Origin of the sequence: Alteromonas stellipolaris (assembly GCF_001562115.1) — a bacterium.
GTDB lineage: Bacteria > Pseudomonadota > Gammaproteobacteria > Enterobacterales > Alteromonadaceae > Alteromonas > Alteromonas stellipolaris.
The window spans coordinates 3,559,801-3,580,095 of record NZ_CP013926.1 but is presented as its reverse complement, the minus strand read 5'-3'; the positions used below and the strand labels follow the sequence as shown (position 1 = coordinate 3,580,095).

The 20,295-nt window shown below is 43.2% G+C and carries 18 protein-coding genes; 10 read left to right on the top strand and 8 right to left on the bottom strand.

Annotated elements, in window-relative coordinates:
• The gene (locus AVL57_RS15300; protein ID WP_057789893.1) at positions 1 to 1,113 is read left to right on the top strand and encodes a PilT/PilU family type 4a pilus ATPase; all 1,113 of its coding nucleotides are present in this window, start codon (positions 1 to 3) and stop codon (positions 1,111 to 1,113) included.
• A gap of 5 nt (positions 1,114 to 1,118) precedes the next feature.
• The gene (locus AVL57_RS15295; protein WP_057789895.1) at positions 1,119 to 1,433 is read left to right on the top strand and encodes a putative signal transducing protein; all 315 of its coding nucleotides are present in this window, start codon (positions 1,119 to 1,121) and stop codon (positions 1,431 to 1,433) included.
• Between the two features lie 209 nt (positions 1,434 to 1,642).
• Here the strand turns inward: AVL57_RS15295 and ruvX are convergent, their stop codons facing one another.
• From ruvX to AVL57_RS21205, 5 genes are all read right to left on the bottom strand, one after another.
• Complete coding sequence (ruvX, locus tag AVL57_RS15290; protein ID WP_057789897.1) at positions 1,643 to 2,077, bottom strand: Holliday junction resolvase RuvX; 435 nt, start codon at positions 2,075 to 2,077, stop codon at positions 1,643 to 1,645.
• A complete protein-coding gene (locus AVL57_RS15285) occupies positions 2,070 to 2,636 on the bottom strand; it encodes a YqgE/AlgH family protein (RefSeq protein ID WP_082604836.1) in 567 nt (188 codons plus the stop codon). Before AVL57_RS15285 ends, ruvX begins: the two co-directional genes overlap by 8 nt.
• A gap of 42 nt (positions 2,637 to 2,678) precedes the next feature.
• Complete coding sequence (gshB, locus tag AVL57_RS15280) at positions 2,679 to 3,632, bottom strand: glutathione synthase (RefSeq protein ID WP_057789899.1); 954 nt, start codon at positions 3,630 to 3,632, stop codon at positions 2,679 to 2,681.
• A gap of 214 nt (positions 3,633 to 3,846) precedes the next feature.
• Positions 3,847 to 4,575, bottom strand: coding sequence for a 16S rRNA (uracil(1498)-N(3))-methyltransferase (locus tag AVL57_RS15275; RefSeq protein ID WP_057789901.1), 729 nt, complete (start codon positions 4,573 to 4,575; stop codon positions 3,847 to 3,849).
• 152 nt (positions 4,576 to 4,727) lie between these two features.
• Positions 4,728 to 4,892 carry a hypothetical protein gene (locus AVL57_RS21205; protein WP_156454644.1) on the bottom strand — a complete coding sequence of 55 codons (165 nt, stop codon included), beginning with the start codon at positions 4,890 to 4,892 and terminating at the stop codon, positions 4,728 to 4,730.
• Between the two features lie 505 nt (positions 4,893 to 5,397).
• On the opposite strand from AVL57_RS21205, the gene AVL57_RS15270 reads away from it, so the two are divergent.
• Positions 5,398 to 6,240, top strand: a complete 843-nt coding sequence (locus tag AVL57_RS15270; RefSeq protein ID WP_057789902.1) for a mechanosensitive ion channel family protein — start codon at positions 5,398 to 5,400, stop codon at positions 6,238 to 6,240.
• Positions 6,241 to 6,320: 80 nt separating this feature from the next.
• Here the strand turns inward: AVL57_RS15270 and AVL57_RS15265 are convergent, their stop codons facing one another.
• A complete protein-coding gene (locus AVL57_RS15265; protein ID WP_057789904.1) occupies positions 6,321 to 7,115 on the bottom strand; it encodes a M48 family metallopeptidase in 795 nt (264 codons plus the stop codon).
• 322 nt (positions 7,116 to 7,437) lie between these two features.
• Between AVL57_RS15265 and AVL57_RS15260 the strand changes: the two genes are divergently transcribed.
• From AVL57_RS15260 to prsR, 4 genes are all read left to right on the top strand, one after another.
• Positions 7,438 to 9,249 (top strand): choice-of-anchor I family protein, encoded by a 1,812-nt coding sequence (locus AVL57_RS15260; protein WP_057789906.1) that lies wholly within the window; start codon positions 7,438 to 7,440, stop codon positions 9,247 to 9,249.
• A 337-nt stretch (positions 9,250 to 9,586) separates the two neighbouring features.
• Positions 9,587 to 10,711 (top strand): beta-ketoacyl-ACP synthase III, encoded by a 1,125-nt coding sequence (locus AVL57_RS15255; protein ID WP_057789908.1) that lies wholly within the window; start codon positions 9,587 to 9,589, stop codon positions 10,709 to 10,711.
• Between the two features lie 100 nt (positions 10,712 to 10,811).
• The gene (prsK, locus tag AVL57_RS15250) at positions 10,812 to 12,839 is read left to right on the top strand and encodes an XrtA/PEP-CTERM system histidine kinase PrsK (RefSeq protein ID WP_057789910.1); all 2,028 of its coding nucleotides are present in this window, start codon (positions 10,812 to 10,814) and stop codon (positions 12,837 to 12,839) included.
• Between the two features lie 62 nt (positions 12,840 to 12,901).
• Positions 12,902 to 14,263 carry a PEP-CTERM-box response regulator transcription factor gene (gene prsR / locus AVL57_RS15245; protein ID WP_057789913.1) on the top strand — a complete coding sequence of 454 codons (1,362 nt, stop codon included), beginning with the start codon at positions 12,902 to 12,904 and terminating at the stop codon, positions 14,261 to 14,263.
• Between the two features lie 400 nt (positions 14,264 to 14,663).
• On the opposite strand, the gene AVL57_RS15240 is transcribed toward prsR, so the two are convergent.
• Complete coding sequence (locus AVL57_RS15240) at positions 14,664 to 14,984, bottom strand: GFA family protein (protein WP_057789915.1); 321 nt, start codon at positions 14,982 to 14,984, stop codon at positions 14,664 to 14,666.
• A gap of 11 nt (positions 14,985 to 14,995) precedes the next feature.
• Positions 14,996 to 17,137 carry a GGDEF domain-containing protein gene (locus AVL57_RS15235; protein ID WP_057789917.1) on the bottom strand — a complete coding sequence of 714 codons (2,142 nt, stop codon included), beginning with the start codon at positions 17,135 to 17,137 and terminating at the stop codon, positions 14,996 to 14,998.
• Between the two features lie 494 nt (positions 17,138 to 17,631).
• On the opposite strand from AVL57_RS15235, the gene AVL57_RS15230 reads away from it, so the two are divergent.
• The 3 genes from AVL57_RS15230 (at position 17,632) to AVL57_RS15220 (ending at position 20,221) form a co-directional block, all read left to right on the top strand.
• Positions 17,632 to 18,372 (top strand): glutathione peroxidase, encoded by a 741-nt coding sequence (locus AVL57_RS15230; protein WP_057789919.1) that lies wholly within the window; start codon positions 17,632 to 17,634, stop codon positions 18,370 to 18,372.
• Between the two features lie 169 nt (positions 18,373 to 18,541).
• Positions 18,542 to 19,621: an alpha/beta hydrolase gene (locus AVL57_RS15225; protein WP_082604838.1), complete on the top strand. Its 1,080-nt coding sequence runs from the start codon at positions 18,542 to 18,544 to the stop codon at positions 19,619 to 19,621.
• A gap of 39 nt (positions 19,622 to 19,660) precedes the next feature.
• Positions 19,661 to 20,221 (top strand): hypothetical protein, encoded by a 561-nt coding sequence (locus AVL57_RS15220; protein WP_057789921.1) that lies wholly within the window; start codon positions 19,661 to 19,663, stop codon positions 20,219 to 20,221.
• The last annotated feature ends 74 nt before the right edge of the window (positions 20,222 to 20,295 follow it).

The following is a 20,295-nucleotide window of genomic DNA, read 5'->3' as shown; positions in this document are numbered from 1 at the left end:
ATGTTAGATAGCTTTTTAGAAAAAATGGTAGAGAAATCTGCTTCTGACTTATTCGTTACCGCGGGCTTTCCCGTTAGCGCGAAAGTGCACGGTAAGCTAACCCCCATTTCGGAAAATTCTTTTAATGACGAAGATGCATTAGCACTTGTTCATGAAGCTATGAATGAAAAGCAAAAAGAGGCTTTTCATAGTACCAAGGAATGTAATTTTGCCATTGTACGAGAAGGCCTAGGTCGTTTTCGTTGTTCAGCGTTTTGGCAAAGAGATCAAGCTGGGATGGTGGTACGTCGTATTGTTACCGAAATACCTAAGGTTGATGACCTGGGTTTACCCACGGTGCTAAAAGATATCATCATGTCAAAACGTGGCTTGGTGCTTTTTGTAGGAGGTACCGGTACAGGTAAATCGACCTCTTTGGCGGCCTTAATCGGCCACCGAAATAGTAATTCTTTCGGACATATTCTAACTATTGAAGATCCTATTGAGTTTGTGCACGAGCATAAATCTTGCGTGATAACTCAGCGTGAAGTAGGCATAGACACCCACTCATTTGACGATGCATTGAAAAGCTCGCTGAGACAAGCGCCTGACGTCATTCTTATTGGTGAAATTCGTTCAATGGAGACAATGGAATACGCCATGTCGTTCGCTGATACGGGTCATTTGTGCGTAGCAACCCTCCATGCCAACAATGCTAACCAAGCAATTGAGCGTATTATGCACTTAGCGCCAAAAGATCAGCACGACAAGTTACGTTTTGACCTAAGCCAAAATATAAAAGCTATCGTGGCGCAACAGCTTCTTCCAACCAAAGACGGTGAGGGACGGGTAGCGGCAATTGAAATTCTATTAAACTCTCCCTTAGTGAGCGATCTTATTCAACGTAATGAAATAGGTAGCTTGAAAGAAGCGATGAAAAAGGGCAAAGAGTTAGGAATGCAAAGCTTTGATATGGCGTTGTACGACTTATATCGCGAGGGAAGTATTGATTTAGACCAAGCATTACATCACGCTGATTCTCCTAATGATTTGCGCCTAATGATTAAGCTAGATTCCAACGATGGGTCAAGCTTAGGCACATTGTCGAATGTCTCGATAGATATGGATGACTAAAACTCTTGATTAAGCTTTTTACGTCGCCAGACCCTTTTTTACTTCAGTCGGTAAAAAGTGAACTCGATGCGCTCTCTATACCTTACCTAGTGAAAAACGAATTTGCAGGTGGGGCGATGGGCGAACTGCCATGGCAAGAATCACAGCCTGAACTTTGGCTAATTGATGAATCTTGGTCTGCCAGAGCCAATAAGGTTGTGAGCTCTTTAATGGACAGCCACGAACCTACCGAGCAAATTCCGTGGGTGTGTGGTAACTGTGGTGAGCCAAACGGTGAAGCTTTTGATACCTGCTGGAAGTGCGGAGAAAGTAGACCTTAGCGTTACCGATTACTGATTTTCTTATTCGTTAATTCGTAATTGGAACTGTGAGTGTCCAGCTAGCGTTAGCCAAAAATATCAGTGTAACAACGGTGTTGAAAAGGTGGGTGTCCAGCAAACTGCTCAAAAAAATATCAGTGTAACAAGGGGGTTGAAAAGGTGGGTGTCCAGCAAACTGGAAAGGTGGGTGTCCAGATAACGGCGAGTGGCTAGTCGCCGTATTGATTTTCAACCCAGCTAGTAAAAATCACACAGGCCGATACGCTGTCTATTTTTTCCTTGGTTAGCTTTTTATAACCGCCAAGTTCGAACAACATAGACTTTGCATCTGTGGTGGTGAGCCTTTCATCGCATAAATCCACTGCTACTTTGAACCTACCGTGCAAGCGGTTAGCGAATTTCTTGGCGCGCTGTGTGACTTCTTGCTCGGTGCCGTCCATATTCAGCGGTAAACCAACTACCACAAGGTGCGGTTGCCATTCTTCATAAAGCTTTTCAATTACATTCCAATCTGGAATGCCATCACGGGCTTTAAGGGCTGCAAGCGGCGACGCCGTACCGGTAATTTCTTGTCCTACTGCTACACCAATACTTTTTGTGCCGAAGTCGAACGCTAGTACTGTTCTACTACCAATATCAGGCATGCCCAGCTCCTGGGGCAAGTTGCCACACATCTACTCCAAGTTTATTAACTGCTGCTTGCCACTTTTTATGGATAGGTGTGTTAAACAAAATTTCGTCATCGGCCTCTATGGTTAGCCATGAGTTATCTTGCATTTCCTGTTCAAGTTGCCCGGCAGTCCAGCCCGCGTAACCTAACGCGATAATGGATGAATCTGGCCCTGTATTAGTGCCAATGGCGGATAAAATATCTTTTGAAGTGGTAATCATAACGTCAGGCGATAAGGTCAAGCTTGAGTCCCACCCACTTTGACTGGAATGCAGAACAAACCCTCGCTCTTGACTCACCGGTCCGCCAGCAAGAATAATTTGCTCGGCTTTATCTTCTGCCACGGTTAAGTCTTTGTCGGTTTGCTCAAGCAACTCTTTCAAATTCATGGTTGAAGGCTGATTGATTACCAGCCCCATGGCACCGTCTTTATTGTGTTCGCAAATATAAGTGAGAGAGCGAGAAAAATACGGGTCATCTAGCGAAGGCATCGCTACTAGAAAGTGGTTTTGTAAACTTTTCAGTTCTGTCATTGTTTCCTCTACTTCTCACTTACCTACTGTCAGTGCAAAACGCTATTTAGCTGTAAGGCGCTTTTCAATTGCGTCGAATAACGAGCCCATAATATTAACATTATAGTGACCCTCTATTTCTCTTACGCACGTTGGGCTAGTAATGTTTATTTCTGTGATTTTTTCGCCAATCACATCCAGCCCAACAAATAAAATGTTGTTATCTCGTAACGTGGGAGCCACGGCTTCAGCCAACGCACGATCGGTTTCTGAAATCTCTTGGGGTCTGCCCGTTCCGCCTGCAGCTAAATTACCGCGGGTTTCCCCTTTAGTAGGTAAGCGCGCTAAGCAATAAGGAATCACTTCACCGTCCACAATCAGAATACGTTTATCGCCATCTTTAATTTGTGGTAAGTATTCTTGAACCATCATGTAACGTTTGCCCAAGTTGGTTAACGTTTCAATGATTACGCCTAAGTTATTTCCATCTGGCTTCACTCTGAAAATTGAAGCGCCGCCCATGCCATCCAAAGGCTTACAAATAATATCTTGATGCTTTGCATGAAATTCACGAATAAGCTTCTGATTATTAGTTACCAGCGTGTTAGGAATGTGCTCAGGAAACAAAGAGGTAAACAATTTTTCGTTGTAGTCTCGGAGCGCTTGCGGATTATTTACAACCAGCGCGCCCTCGTCTTGGGCAAGTGATAAAATATGGGTAGCATATAAAAATTCGCTGTCGAAAGGGGGATCCTTACGCATAAGCAACACATCAATGTCACCGAGTGAAACAGTATGCTCTTCACCAAGAGAGTAAAAATCAGTCGCTTGGTCACGCACGGTAATTGTTCTAGCCAACCCCATTGGTTTGCCGTTATTAATATAGATATCTTTAAGTTCGAAATACAGAACGGTTGCGCCACGGCGCTGGGCTTCAAGCATCATTGCTAGACTGGTGTCTTTATGCGGCTTAATCACCGCGATAGGATCCATAATCACGCCAAGGGTGTAGTGCATGTATGTTCTCACTCTTTGATAAAGGTAGATAAATTAGCAACAGCGTTACGCATTGATGGCGATAGTTGGCTGTTGGTGCATTTTATATGTCGATGTTGGTTTTGGTATGAATACCACTAAATCCTAAGTGGGGGCATTCAGCATTTAGATCAAGTATTGTAAAAACCAAACTTTCTAATAGTTAACCTGTAAAGCTCTCGCGTAAACTGCCAACTTAAAAATCGCCATGCTGGGCTTGCAGAATACTAATACAGCTAATGGCTGCAGTTTCCGTACGTAGTATTCGAGGCCCCAAACTGCATGATGTAAAACCACTTTCGTTCGCTTGATGAATTTCGCCTTCGGAAAGTCCGCCTTCTGGACCAATTAATAGTCGAAAACCTTGTGTATTGTATGGCTGTCTCGCTAACGGCTTTTCTGCACCCGGCGCCAATACTAATCGTGAACTCGAGGTCGACTCAGATAACCATTTGTTTAGCGCAATAGGCGGGTTAAGCGAGGGAAGAGTATTTCTGCCACTTTGTTCGCACGCACCGATGATGATCTTTTGCCATTGAAGCAGCTTTTTTTCCCATCGGGCTTCATCTAGTTTAACGGTACATCGCTCGGTCAGGATAGGCGTGATCTCGGTAACACCAAGCTCTACACTTTTTTGCAGAACCGTATCCATTCGGTCACCTTTAGATACCCCTTGGCCTAAATGAATATTTAGCGATGATTCTTTGGACAACGATAAACACGCATCGGCTTCTACAAAAACTTTTTTTCTTTGAGCATTAATTATCTGTGCGCTGTACTCATTACCATCACCGTTAAACAGTACGATGGGATGATTCGCTTTCAAACGAAGCACACTGGCAATATGATGCCCAGCTTCTTCAGTTAACTGAAATTCTTCTTCAAGAGGAATTGGATTAGGGTAATAAATTCTTGGTATGCGCATTGGGAAACTAAAAATGGCGGATAATGTAGATATGATACGTGGCTTGAGCAAGTGGATGCAACGCATCGTAGCTGAAAATCGCTACAATGCGTTGTAAAAAGCTATTTTTGTCGAGATTTACGATAGCCTTATTAGATTAGCACTAGGGCTAGTTAAGCTGCCGAAGGTGTTGAAGTGGTGTTTTGCGTTTCGTTTTGATGAGGAGGTACTGCTTGCCCGTCCTTTCGTGCATACTTGGTGTGTTCACCTTTATCTGTTCTTAAAGAATACAAGAACAATGCTGCTACGATAATTGCCAGTAATATAATGTAAAACATAGATTATTCCTTTTATTCTATTTGCTAAGCTGTACAAAATTGACAATAGCAATACCTGCTAACGTCATATCCGGTTCACATTCTTTTTGAATGTATTTCAGCGCTTTGCAGTCTATATAAAGCATCCTGCTTATTTTGACGGAAAATTTTACACCAATTGGACCAAAAAATCATCAGTTCTCGTAAAATTTTTCGATAGTCCGTTATGGCTGATTCGTTTTTCTGGGTTACTAATTAACATGATGAGGTAGTGAGATTAGGTTGCTTAAATGACACCCTAATGACGAATTTACGACAAGACGCTTAAATAGCTGAAATTTAATTTTGAAGAAAAAATTAGCGGGAAAAAAGTCGACTTTAGGATAACATTTATTCGCTGTAGGCCACGTATATATTAGACTTTTGACCTAAAATGGCTGTTTGTGATTCAAAGTCGTTGGCGTAATTCTAAAAGCCTGCTACCTTATTTCAGCTTTATTATGTTTGATAAAACAAGGACAAAATTATGGAAGAAAATTTATCATTATTCTCATCGAGTGATGTAGAACGCTATATTAACGATTATGCAATTCCATGGGGCATTAATATTGCCATGGCGATTGTCATCTACGTTATTGGTCGAATCGTTGTAGGATTCATTCTATCTTTATTCCGCCGTCTAATGGCAAAATCAAAGTACGATGCAATGTTAGTGGACTTCTTAGAAGCCATTATAAGCGCTATTTTGATGTTGTTTGTTATCGTGGCGTCGTTAAACCAGCTTGGTGTTGATACAACCTCACTTGTTGCAATATTAGGTGCTGCAGGTTTAGCTATTGGTTTGTCACTGCAAGATTCATTGAAGAACTTTGCTGCTGGCGTAATGCTTCTTGTATTCAAGCCTTTCAAATCAGGCGATTTCGTTGAAGCTGCTGGAACGGCGGGTACAATCAACAAGATTGGTATCTTTACGACTACAATGACTACACCTGATAACAAAGAAATTATTGTTCCTAACGGTGGTATTTACAGCAATAACATTACTAACTATTCAGCGAAAGAAACACGTCGTGTAGATATGGTAGTTGGTATTGGTTATGACGCGGACTTGCGTAAAGCAAAAGAAATTCTAAATGAAATGGTTCGTGCTGATGAGCGTATCCTTAGCGAGCCAGCACCTACAGTTGCTGTTTCTGAATTGGCTGATAGCAGCGTTAACTTCGTGGTTCGTCCATGGTGTAAAGCGTCTGACTTCTGGGGCGTTAAGTTCGACTTCACTGAGCAAGTTAAACTACGTTTCGACCAAGAAGGTATTTCAATTCCATTCCCACAAATGGATGTTCATCTTCACAAAACTGACAGCGAATAATCTTTTATTCTCTGATACAAAAACGCCACATTAATGTGGCGTTTTTTTTTGCTCTATTTTACGTTGGCGATGGCAATAAACTAGCCACAGCTAGGTCTATACGCAGAGGCCTGATAATCATTGTACGCAGCGTTCATGTTTGCTTGTAAGTTACTGATCCGCGTTTGCGGAGCAGGGTGAGTAGAAAGCAATTCTAAAGGACGTTCGCCGCTACTTGCTGCATCCATGTTTTGCCATAAGTTTACAGATTGACGAGGATCAAAGCCTGACATAGCCATAAGTTGAAGGCCAATAACATCAGCTTCAGACTCGTGGGTACGGCTAAACGGTAGTTGAACCCCAACTTGTAAACCTAAACCAATGGCTGCCATAATTGGCGCAGTTTGAGACACTTCGTTCATTGCCAAAGCTGCACCTGCTGCTTGGGTGCCCATATTGATAAGCGTGGATTGAGACATTCGCTCATTACCATGTTCTGCAATAACATGACCCACTTCATGGCCGATAACCGCCGCAAGCTGATGTTGGTTCTCAGCAACATTTAATAATCCGGTATAAACGCCAATTTTACCTCCAGGTAAAGCAAAGGCATTAACTTGTTCATCGTCAAAAACCACCACTTCCCATGTACCATCGAACACACTGTTGGGGACTTTCGCGGTGATGGCATTTGCCACACATTCAACATAGCTATTTTGAACCGCTTTGTTTGAAATTTTGAGTTCTTCTTTCATTCCGCTAAATGCTTGGTCGCCCATTTCTGCCAATTGAGACTCAGAATATAAGAGTACTTGATTACGACCTGTAGGCGATGTAGCACAAGCTGTCACTGCTAGAGCTACTGCGGCGATTGATGCGGTAAACCTCAATTTCATATTTTAATCCTTGTTTTTGCGAAATAGAGAAATATTAGTGAGTTACGACCCATATGATTTGTTACGTATAGTGCGCAAGAGCAGACCAATATTAGCTTCTATTAATACTACAAATTGTGGTGTTATTCATTTGTAAATTTACCCTTTTGCCAAATTAATATTTGTGTCATACACTGGCTCTAGCTTATATACAGATGTAATTAAAATAATAGCTAAATCTGCATTGTATGTCATAGGTTAGTTCACGCGCTAAAGGCGAGAATTGAGTAGGCCTGTTGGCAAGCTAAGGTTTGGCGTAACAACATGATAAAAAGGAAATTAAATGTCTGCGCAGTCAAAATTCAAATTCGGCGTCTTAGCGCTACTTATCTCAGCGGCTCTTACTGGCTGTGGTCTAGATGGCGACGATGGTGAACAAGGTGAAACAGGTGCCCAAGGTCCTCAGGGCGAGCAAGGCGAAGCGGGCTCTGATGGCGCCGATGGCGTTGACGGTAGCGATGCATCGTTAGGTGTTTCTCTTGATGTTGTTGCCCGTGCCTTTTTGGGTAACCTAACGTCGGCAGAAATCGTGCAATATCATGCTGACACCCAAACTATCTATGCCACCAACGGTGAAACCAACGCCATCGCAGTTATTGCCGCTGATACTGTAAGCACTACTGCAATGAGCGACCCAATCAATACTACCAACCTTACGGTCAGTAATATTACGCTACCTGCTGATATTGACGGCGTAACGTTAGGAAGCCTCACTAGTATTGCTATTAGTGGCGACCTTATGGCCGTTGCCGTGCCTGCTGAGGTGAAAACCGACAGCGGCTACGTACTTTTTTATAATGGCTTAGATACTTCTGCCCCCGTGTTTTTAGATTCTGTGGTTGTTGGTGCACTACCTGACATGGTGACATTTACGCCAGATGGCGGGAAAGTATTGGTGGCTAACGAAGGTGAGCCTTCAGATGATTACACGGTTGACCCAGAAGGTTCTATTTCGGTCATTAATATCCTTGCAAGCGGAGAGCCTGAAGAAACAGCAACCTCTGTAAGCTTTACGGGCTTTAACGGCAGTCAAGACGACTTAATTGCGCAGGGAATGATGTTCCCTAATCCAAGTGGCCGTACGATTAAAGGCGTTGATATTGCTACCACTGTGGCTCAAGACTTAGAACCAGAATATATCACGGCGACTAATGATGTTGCGTACGTTAGCCTTCAAGAAAACAACGGTTTAGCGATTCTTGATCTTGAAGAACTAACTGTAGAAATTGTTGGGCTAGGTGTGAAAAGCTGGTCTGATTTGAATATTGATATTCAAGAAGATAGCAGCGTGAGTTTTGGTCAGTATGATGGACTTTACGGCGTGTATCAGCCCGATACTATTGCCAATTATTCGTGGAAAGATGCCACTTTCATCGTGACTGCTAACGAAGGTGACGCACGTGAATATTTCTTTGATTCTGCTGATGAAGCAACCTGCCTAAGTGAAGGTGGATTAGAGTTTGATGCAGACGATGGCTGTTTAGCTTACACCGATGAAGTTAAGGTTGAAGACTTAACGGCAGAGGCGAACTCTGAACTTGCTGACTTACAAGCGACTGGGGAAGCAGATAATTTGCGTGTCACTAGCGCGATGGGTGATGTGGATGGAAGCGGTGAATATGACGCCGCTTATACGTACGGCTCACGTTCATTTACGATTTGGGATCAAAACGGCTTAGCGGTTTACGATTCAGGTGATGATTTTGAGCGTATTACCGCCTCGGTTCACGGTGCATCGTTTAACAATGGTGATGACGAAAACGCAGGCGATTCGCGCTCTGAGAATAAAGGCCCAGAGCCTGAAGCATTAACCGTTGGTGTTATTGGCGATAGAACTTATGCGTTTGTTGGAACTGAGCGCATGGGCGGCATATTCGTTTACGATGTAACTAACCCTTACGATGTGCAATTTGCAGATTACATTATCAATCGCGACTTAACAGAAGGCCTAGTAGCGACCGACGTTATTGGCGACTTGGCGCCAGAAAGCCTAGTATTTGTAAGTGCGGACGATAGCGCAAGCGGCGTTCCTTTGTTGCTTGTAGGAAACGAAGTTAGTGGCACCGTAACGGTATGGCAAATTACTCAAAACTAAGTGAAACATGCTAGATAGGCAATGCTAAGCAAAAACGCTAGCTAAAAACCTATAATGGAACGGCGCCCTTGGCGCCGTTTTTTTATTTAAGTAAAAACCGTGTACATTTTGTGGCTAGGGTAAATCGTCGAGCGGTGATTACATACGGGATGGTTTGAGTTAAGCTATAACTATACGTATTAACATTGAAACGATAAGTGCAGCGCAGTAGCGCTCAAATTGTCTGAGTACAGATTGTGGTTGCCTGCTAACAGTCTGTCGGATTTCACTTATCTTATTTCTTCGTTATGTCATGGCCGTAGGGCTTAAACAGAAATATTAGAAAAAGAGAATGCAGATGTCTCAACAGATCGTTGTTAGCGGTGTGGGTGTTTGGCACCCTGAAAGCAGTATTACAAATCAGGAACTGGTAGACAGTTATAATGCGTATGTTGACTCGTATAACGAAGAGCATAAAGCAGAAATAGAAGCGCAACAGGTTACTGCAAAACCTTATTCAAGTGCCGAGTTCATTGAAAAAGCGTCAGGAATTAAAAGTCGGTATATTTACCAAAAAGAAGGCGCGCTTGATATTTCGCGCATGAAACCAAAAATTGAAGCTCGCGAAGATGAAGCGCTATCTCACCAAGCAGAAATAGCAGTAGAAGCAGCCAAGTTGGCGTTGGCTTCTGCAAATAAAACCGCCCAAGACGTTGATGCCGTTATTGTATCTTGCGCGTATACCCAACGTGCTTACCCAGCTATTGCAATTGAAGTGCAAGAAGCGCTAGGTATTGAAGGCTTTGGTTTCGACATGCTAGTAGCGTGTTCTGCTGCCACTTTTGGTATGCACCGCGCATACGAAATGCTAAGCGCCGGTAACGCTAAGTGTGTATTGGTAATCAATCCTGAATTAGTGTCACCGCAAATTAACTATACCGACAGAGACAGCCATTTCATTTTTGGTGACGTTGCGACAGCCACGGTATTAGAAACTGCCGACACTGTGAATAGCGAACACAGTTACGATGTTATGAGTACCAACGCGGTAACTAAGTACTCCAACAACATTCGCTCAAACTTTGGTTACGTTACACGTACAGAAGATGTAGACCCATATGGTGCAGACAAGCTCTTTCATCAAGCTGGGCGCAAAGTATTTAAAGAAGTCTGCCCAATGGCAGCAAGTCACATAGAAAGCCACTTAAACAGACATCAGTTAACGGCAACTGACGTAAGACGTTGGTGGTTGCATCAAGCGAATATCAACATGAATACGCTAATCATTAAGCGTTTGTTGGGGCGTGATGCTAACGCTGATGAAGCACCTATTGTGTTAGACGAATACGCGAATACGGCGTCAGCAGGATCGGTTATTGCCTTTGGCTTAAACCATGAAGACTTAGTGGCCGGTGATGTTGGTGTGTTGTGCTCCTTTGGGGCAGGCTATTCAATTGGGTCATTGTTACTAAAAAAACGGTAGGCCTTTAGCTAAAGCTGACAGTAACCTAGTTTACTGTCAGCGCCACCTGATTGCACCAGAACCTCAAAAACAATAAAAAGCTGGGTGAGAATAAATAGGGATGATTTCAGATATAGGCTATGCCCTTAACAGTTTGGCTTACTTACTGTTAATGCTATTACTTTTTGCAGTACGAAAGCCTGGGTTAGCCAATCACTTGTTGGTACTGGCCACAGCCACTACGCTGTTCTGGTCTACTAGCATGATAACGGCGCTGTTTGGTCCCATCAGCCTTTCTTGGTTGCTTACCATTGATGCAATCAGGCAGGTGGCTTGGTTGCTCTTCCTCGCAGGTTGTTTAAAAAATAATTTCACCAATTTGTTTGATGTTCTGCGCCGCCCCACGACCCTTTTTATATTACTCCCCGGCTGCATAGCTTTAGTGCTGCCCCATGTCTTGTGGATTGATGCTTCGTGGCGTTATCTTATGCTGATTATTTTGGCGCTTGAAGTCCTTATCTTATTGGAAGTTATTTACCGTCAAGCGGATGCAGACCAATGGGCTTATAAGCCGTTAATTTTATATTTAGGCGCTACCCACCTTTTTGATTTTGTTACTTACGCCAATGCCACCATGGTGAATCAGGTTGAGGTTAGTTACATTGCCGCTCGGGGCTATATCTATTTCCTTCTTATTCCATTTTTGGTTATTGCCATTCGGCGTATAAAGCACTGGGGCGTCGATATATTTATCTCCAGGGATGTAGTACTACACAGCTCTTTATTGCTGGTAGCGGGCGCTTACCTTTTCATTATGGCTATCATTGGGTATGCCATCAGCTACGTAGGTGGAAATTGGGGCGCCATGGTACAAACCATCTTGGTGGTATTGTCCCTTGCCTTGCTAGTTACCGTATTTTTGTCGAATTCATTTAGAACCAAGTGTAAGGTTTTTATCACCAAGCACTTTTTCGCCAACCAGTTTGATTACCGCGTAGAGTGGATAAAACTAACAAAAACACTTTCTAGCTCAATGGATGCCCCTAATACGGTTCACGAAAGTGCACTTCGCGGCATACTGGAAGCTATCGAATATGACTCTGGCAAATTATATAAACGAGTGAATAACGACTTCGAGCAGTTGGCACAAGTTAACCCGTTACCAGACACCCATGATGATTTAACCATCATTCGAACGCTAACAGAGTATTGCGCGTCTAATACCTGGTTAATTGATGTACATGAATACCAGGCCAAGCCATTTCATTACAAAGGGCTGCAAATCGAAAGAAATACCTTAAAAGACTGGGGTTATCAGCTTTACCTGCCGTTTTATAAAAATGATGAAATTTGGGGTTTTGCTGTACTTGCGGCTGGGGATAATGAACGACTGAGCTTAAATTGGGAAGTTCGAGATTATCTTAATGCTATTACCGAGCAAGTGAGTATGTTTGTATTCCATCATGAGGCTTCAAAGCTGGTGGCAGAAAATGCTCAGTTTGCTGCATTCAATAGAATGTCTGCGTTTGTTGTTCACGATTTGAAGAATGTCATGGCGCAAGTCGATTTGATCCTTGCGAATGCGCAGCAACATAAACATAACCCTGAATTTATTGAAGACACATTTGAAACATTGGAACATACCAAAGCGCGTATGGATAAAATGTTAAAGCAATTAACCGATAAAAAGATTAATGATGATGGGGCTCACACATCGTGCTCGTTATCGCATATTATTAAAGATGTGGTGGCAAATCGATGTATGGGGCTTTCTCCCACTCCAAAAGTGCACTGCAGCAGCGAAGAGCAGGTATTAATTGATAAAGAAAAAGTTGCCAATGTTTTTTATCACCTAATAAGTAATGCGCAGCAAGCAACCAAAGATAGCGGCGAAATAGATATAGTATTAACGCATGACATCCAAAACCGTGTTCAATATGTAATGATAGAGGATACGGGAACCGGGATGGATCAAGACTTCATCGAAAACCGCTTGTTTAAACCTTTCGATACCACGAAAGGAAATGCAGGAATGGGAATTGGTGCGTACGATGCGAAAACGTATATTGAATCTATTGGTGGTAAAATAAGCGTTCAAAGTGAACCAGGGAAAGGAAGTTGTTTTACGCTAGCATTCACGCTTCATTGAGCAAAGTGAGCTATGACAACCAACCTATGTTGATACGGACGAAGTAACACAGGAACAAACTGATGACAGATACCGTTTTAGTGGTAGATGACGATTTAGGTATTCAGAAACAATTAAAGTGGAGCTTAACCGACTACGATGTTGTTTTTGCTGACGATCATACCTCGGCAATTGCGCAACTGCGCCGTTATGAGCCTAAAGTCGTTACACTAGATTTAGGATTGCCACCCGACCCAGCTAATGCGTCTGAAGGCTTGAGAATATTACAAGATATTATCGCCTTAGCGCCTAGAACTAAGGTCATTGTTGTCACCGGAAATAACGAAAAAGAGAATGCCCTTAAGGCTATAAACTTTGGTGCCTATGACTTTTATCAAAAACCCATAGATTCAGACACCATAAAGTTACTTGTTAATCGCGCACTTAATTTGGGTAAATTAGAGCTTGAAAACAGTATCTTATCCAAAGTTCGCACAGGTATGAGCCGTATCATTGGCAACAGTGAGTCTATTCAAACGGTAGTACGTAAAGCTGAAAAAATAGCGAATACGGATGTTAGTACCTTACTGCTAGGTGAAAGTGGAACCGGTAAAGAAGTGTTTGCTCGCAGCATTCATGAACATAGTCCTCGCAAAGATAAACCGTTTGTTGCCATTAACTGTGCATCTATTCCAGAAAATTTGCTAGAAAGTGAGCTTTTTGGTTATGAGAAAGGTGCATTTACTGGAGCCAATAAAACCACATTAGGTAAAATTGAAACCGCTCAAGGTGGCACGCTATTTCTAGATGAAATTGGTGATATGCCAATCGGGCTGCAAGCCAAAATGCTACGTTTTTTACAAGAGCGTGTTATTGAGCGAGTGGGGGGGCGAGCCGAAATTCCCGTGGATATTCGGGTTGTCTGTGCTACCCACAGAGATTTACAAACCATGGTGGCGGAAGAGCGTTTTAGGGAAGATTTATATTATCGTATTGGTGAAATTCCCATTATGATCCCGCCACTGCGAGATAGAGATCAAGATATTATCTTGCTTGCGCGTACCTTCCTGAATATTTATCGAGAAGAGTTTAATGCTAAGGCTAAGAGCTTTTCTGAATCTGCGATAAATTCCATGCTGGCTCACAAATGGCCTGGCAATATTCGTGAAATGCAGAATAAGCTTAAGTCGGCAGTGATCATGGCCGAAGGCACCGTTATACAGCCTGATGACTTAGGTTTGTTCGCGGTTGATGGTAGTGGAGAGTCTGAAACATTGAATCTTCGCGAGGTACGCGAGGTTGCTGAAAGTAAGGCAATTCGTAGAGCGTACCACCAAGCGGATAGAAATATGTCTAAAACCGCTGAATTGCTAGGTGTTACTCGTCCAACCTTGTATTCACTTATTGATAAATACCACTTGGATGACTTAAAAAGTTCGGCGTGAGATTAATCAGGAAAAGCGCGGTTTGGTGCGACTCTTCTGCGCATCGCATCATTCAGCGCGATACCCTATAAGGCCACTATTTCGTTTTTGGTAAAGCCTGTTGTTACGACAAGCTTAGTTGAGCATGCAAGTCGTGGTTACGGCTCTGTGTCGATAGCTTCACTGCGACAACTTCGTTGCGACAACTTCGTTGCGACAACTTTGTTACGACAACTTCGTTGCGACAACTTCGTTGCGACAACTTCGTTGCGACAACTTCGTTGCGACAACTTCGTTGCGACAACTTCGTTGCGACAACTTCTTCGTTGCGACAACTTCGTTGCGACAACTTCGTTGCGACAACTCACATGAATCAAAACTCATGTCGTGGCTTCTAAAGCATTGAAGCTGGACTGCCAATTTAGGGGATATGGTATTGGCTGTGATGTTTTGCTAATAAATCATGCCCGTAAAAGGCGACATGTAGTCCAATGTTACCATCTTCATCTTCTGTGAAAATTGGCGTGGAGCATTCATTACAGAAAAACTGTTTACGGCTTGGTGATAGCTGTAATTCCCCAAGCATAGAGGGGGCGCAATCTATGACTAAATGCTTACGTGCCCCTGCAATAGTGAGGTTTAGCGTTTCGCTGCAAGATAATGTTTCAACGTCCAATTCATCTTCGCTAATATCAGGCAACTCAAATTGCACGGCCTGACACTGACAACTACCTTTATACATAATGTACGCTCCTACTCATCGGGCCAATTTATGCTCGACAGCGTGTTAAATGATGTAGAAATGTATGACTGCTTAAAATGAAATTTCTTATCAAGCGGGGTTTGTTGCACGTCGCCAATCAGGGCTTTATTAGTATCAATAACCCCAATCCAACCATTACGGCCAGACATCTTGGTGGCGTATAAACAATAATCAACCACTGAAAAGGTGCTCTTCCAGCTTTCTTCGAAAGACACATGTTCAACAGGGGGAAGAATACTAAAGCCAATACTGCAGGTAACACGAAGTGAGCGAGTATCGTCAATATGAAATACTTTATCACTCACTGCGGCGCGGCAACGTTCAGCCAGTTGAGGAAGATCGTCTCGCATAGAGTGACGGCATATCACCAAAAATTCCTCGCCGCCCCAGCGGATGAGTAAATCAGTTTGCCTGAAAACTTCACGAAGCACATCGGCAAACTGACTTAATACTTTATCGCCCGCTAAATGGCCATGTTCGTCATTAATACGCTTGAAATGGTCGATGTCTATTAAGAAGCAAAGCAGGTCTTGGTTACGTTCGTTGTGGCCTTGCTGATGCTTATTTGCATGAGAGCTGCGCTTAAGTTCACCTGGCAACTGAGATTCAAGGTAGTGCCGATTGTACAAACCGGTCAGTGAATCATGAAGACTGACTTGCTCAAGGGTTTTATAGGCTGTTTGTAGCTCCGAGTTTTTTTGTTCAAGCTCTTTCGTTCTCTGCTTAACTTCACGGCGAAGCCTAATGGTTTGCTGGCGCTGAGTATATCTGCTCCAAATCAGAAATAGTGTTAGCAAACCGGCAATTAACGTGCTCCAAAACAATGTTGTGCGCAGGTTGAGTTGTTCGGCCTCAGCCAGTGCGAGTTGTTTGGTTTTCTGCAGTACTTGAATTGACTGTGCCTGTCGCTCAATTTCTATTTCGGCCTGAAGCTGTGCAATAGCAACCTCGCTACCCGAACTTAGCACTTCTTCTCTTATATTTTGTAACACCGACTGAATATCTAATGCGCGCTTAAACTCTCCCTTGGCTGCTAAGGCTTTCACTTGAATCGATAAGAAGTTCAACTGGCTGCGCAAATCACCACGCCGTCTTGCTTCAATAGTGCCATTTTTAGCATACGCCAGTGCATCGTCAAATTGTTGCAAAGACATCATCGCATTGGCCAGTGCAAGGCGAGATTGTTGGAGTAATTTTTGCTGACCAGTAGATTTCGCTACCGCGAGTGACTCCTCAAGTAGCATTAAGCCTTGTTCTGTGTCGCCGGTTTTTACCAACGCTTCGCCTAACCACGCCTGGGTGGTGGAGATTTCACTCGATTCTCCATTCTCTTTTAAAAGGGCTAGTGCGTACTTAAGCGCTTCTGAGGCTTCTTCAATATCGCCCTTAAGTAATAGTAAAGCGCCAATCTTACCCAATATTTGTGCTGTAAGCGGCTTATCATCGCTGGTTTTCGCTATCTGTAGTGCATCTTGATAATAGGTATTGGCCTCAGAAAACTGATTTAATGTGGCGTAGATGTCACCAATAGTCGCTAGACCTTGGCCGGTACTTTTATCGTCATGTTGTACCCGAAACAAACCCAATGCTTTTTTTAATGTGTAGAGTGCCGCTTGTACTTGGCCTTGTTCTTTTTGGACAAGACCAATTTCCATTTGAATGGTCGCATTTAACGGGAGGATCCCTTGTGTTTGCGCAATAGATTGTGCACGTCGCAGGTAGCCAATAGATTGCTCATAGTTCCCTAGAAAGCGTTGCGCGGTACCAAGATGGTGTAAGGTTTTTGCCATATCAATAAGTTGGCCGTGGCGGGTGAAGCCATCTAACGCAACGTACAGTGCATCGATTGCAACGTTGAAACGAGATGCACTTTGTAATAATACTCCAACCTCAAAGAATGTACTGGCCGACAATGTACTTACCGACAATACGCCGCTTTGGTGAGCTTGTTCAATAGCAAGTAGGGTTTGACGCTCGGCTTCTTCGAAAGCACCGCTTTGAACGAATTCTTGAACAGTTTGAGTAAGGGCATTAGAAACTGCTTTTGTAGGCAAAGAAAAACCCACTAGAGCAAAAAGTAGCGAAACGGTGACAATGCTGGTGGCAAAACGCCGAGCCGACTGTCTGGGCATTATAGAAGTTTCCTTACGACTACGCATTTATTGGCCTTCCCTTTTAAAAAGAAGAAGGACGGAAGTTTATGAGTAAAGCTGAAGTACTAATATCGTTATCAGCAGTCAATTCGTATCACTACTATTATGGCGAACAACCCGAAGAAATAACGTATCAGGCATTAGACTAAAGTATAAATTCGGCGCAGAGAGTACCTGTTCCCATCGGAATTTACACATTAAATAAAACAGTTATGCTTATTTTTGAGCTCGGTTTGGCGGAAGCGTAAGGCGGAATCGTTCCCTGACCAGTTAAAACTAATGTCTAACGTAGAATAAGAATATAGCGAGAGACATGGTGTTGAAAAGTATTAATGTGATTTGATACGCATTAATATTAGAGGTTACGCATGCTAATTTATACCTTTGTTGAGATTGGGTGAACCGAGGCTGTTCTTTTTTCTTAGATTTCTCTATCCTAGCAACTTCATTTATTTGCCCGTAGTGAGAACTCTATGTCAGAAAGTCGTTTTATTTCAAAAGAAGGTCAACCAGTACCTTCCGTATCTATTCCTGTTCGCGAAGGCGAGACATGGGCAACTAAAACTACTGAAGAATTGTTTAGTAACAAGACTGTGGTAGTTTTTTCACTTCCTGGCGCGTTTACGCCAACATGTTCTTCTACGCACTTACCTCGCTACAACGCGCTTGCTAAAGTATTTAAACAGCATGGCGTTGATGACATTCTATGCATATCTGTAAACGATACATTTGTCATGAATGCATGGGCAGCCGATCAAGAAGCAGAAAATGTAACCGTAATACCAGATGGTAATGGTGATTTTACTGACGGCATGGGCATGTTGGTAGACAAAGCTGACTTAGGTTTTGGAAAGCGCAGCTGGCGCTACTCTATGTTGGTTAAAAATGGCACTGTAGAGAAAATGTTTATTGAGCCTGACGTGCCTGGCGACCCGTTTGAGGTTTCTGATGCCGACACTATGCTTGCTTATATTGCACCAGGCGCTGAGACAAAAGCTCCGGTATCGCTATTCACTAAGCCAAATTGCCCATTTTGTACAAAAGCGAAAGCATTGTTAACCGACAAAGGTTACGATTACGAAGAGATTGTACTGGGCAAAGATGCCTCGTTAACCAGCCTTAGCGCAGTGACGGGACGTGACACGGTACCTCAAGTATTCATTGGTGGTAAGCATATTGGCGGGTCAGACGACTTAGCATTGTATTTTAGCTAAATACAAGTATTGACGGTATCTAAGCGCTTACTAGAACAACATTTGCTGTTAAACCGTAGGTAGTTAAAACAGCATAGCGTCACAGTGAAACTGTAATAGTGTAAGGCCATTATTTAATGGCCTTATTTTGTTATTATTGACCATACGTAATGCCTTTTGGAGAATATACGTGCTCTCAAAGTTTGCTTTCGCAAAATTATCCATACTTCCTTTTGCCGTAAGGTGCTGTGCACTAATAGGTACATTAATAAGTACATTATTCGCTAATGCTGCAGGGGCTAGCTCCCTCGAAACACAAGACGCATTAACGCGATTTACTGATTTTTATAAGCAAGAGTGGGGCGAAACCCAGCGATGTAAATCTTCTAAACTGCACCGCTACACCGTATGTGGTAACGTACTTCGCAACGAAGGTAATGCTCCCTATGTGCTGCATCACGATACCCCTGCAAAGAAAGTGGCCGTGTTAGTACACGGGCTTAGTGACTCGCCATTTTTTATGCGAGAAATTGCCAATATTTTATTTAACGAAGGTTTCGACGTTATTGTTCCGCTATTACCTGGACATGGTTTGCGAGATGATGATGGTGCAATGAGTGACAGCGACTTAGCGGAGCGTTGGCAATCGCATGTCGATGAGGTTATCGCGTTAGCTGATGATATGGGCGATACTTTGATTGTGGGTGGATTTTCTACTGGTGGCGCATTGGCGGCGGATCAGTACCTAGATGCAAGTGACAACATCGATGGACTTATGTTGTTTTCTGGTGCATTGGCACTTTCAGAAAATGCCGAGAGTATGTCACGTATTTGGGGTATCAAGTGGGTTGCTAAAATTGTGGATGGTAGTTATATCACCCACGGTCCCAACCCTTTTAAATATCCAAATGTCGCAGGCTTTGCGGGGTTGGAATTGATGGATATTATCGAAAAAATCCGCGACGACTTCGAAGACGGCAAGCGTATTGAAGTACCTCTTTTTGCTGCGCACTCTCAAGCTGATGCCACCACGCCTATTCACGGTGTAGAAAACCTGATGGAAAATAGCGCAGGGCCGAATACGTTTTTTGTTATCGATGCATCTTATGCGTTGTGCCACGCCGACCTTGTGGTGAATACGTCAATGTTACATGATATGAAATTTAATAAGGTCATGGTAAATGAAAACGAAGAATGTGCAGTACCTAAAGCAAACCCTTTATTTTCAACCATGACAATGATGCTAAAAACCTATGCGCAACAATTCTAGCGTTTTACAGCCATAACAAATGCGGTTAAGCTTTAAGGCATGATAGATAAATTGAAAAAGCACCGACGCGGCTATGTCGTAATATTGGTAATGGTTATTTCCTTGGTGACTCAATTGTCGCCGGGAATGGCTATGCCAACGGCTATGCCAAAGCCTGCGCTAATGTCTATGGATGTAATGTCTATGGATGCAAATTCTGAGAACAATTCATCAGCAGAAAGTCTCGCCAATAAAACGATGCAATTTAGTGCTAGTGGGTGCCATTCAGCTAGTCACGCTTCGACAAGCGACTTAATTACGCCTTCAAGCATTCAATCAACCGCAAAAAATGACCACGCCACTCATAGCGTCTCAAGCGCTCCTAGAGAAGCTGTGAAATCAATGGAACATAGCATGCACGGTGACACACCTGATTCGTGCTGCGACGTTCAGTGTCAATGCCCTGCAGGCGTATGCGCCGCTGTTTATGCAGTAATAAATAATGAAGTCTCGGTAGCGGTTATTGCTCATGCTCCTTTGGTGCTTTTTGTAAACTCCCAAGCCCCTCACACTATACCCAACACCCAATTTCGCCCACCTAAATTCGCTTTCGCAGGATAGTTGTATCTGGCGGGCGCATATAGCACCCACGTTTTTCTTTTTATTCCCTTGGTGCACAGGGGAATTAATGTGGT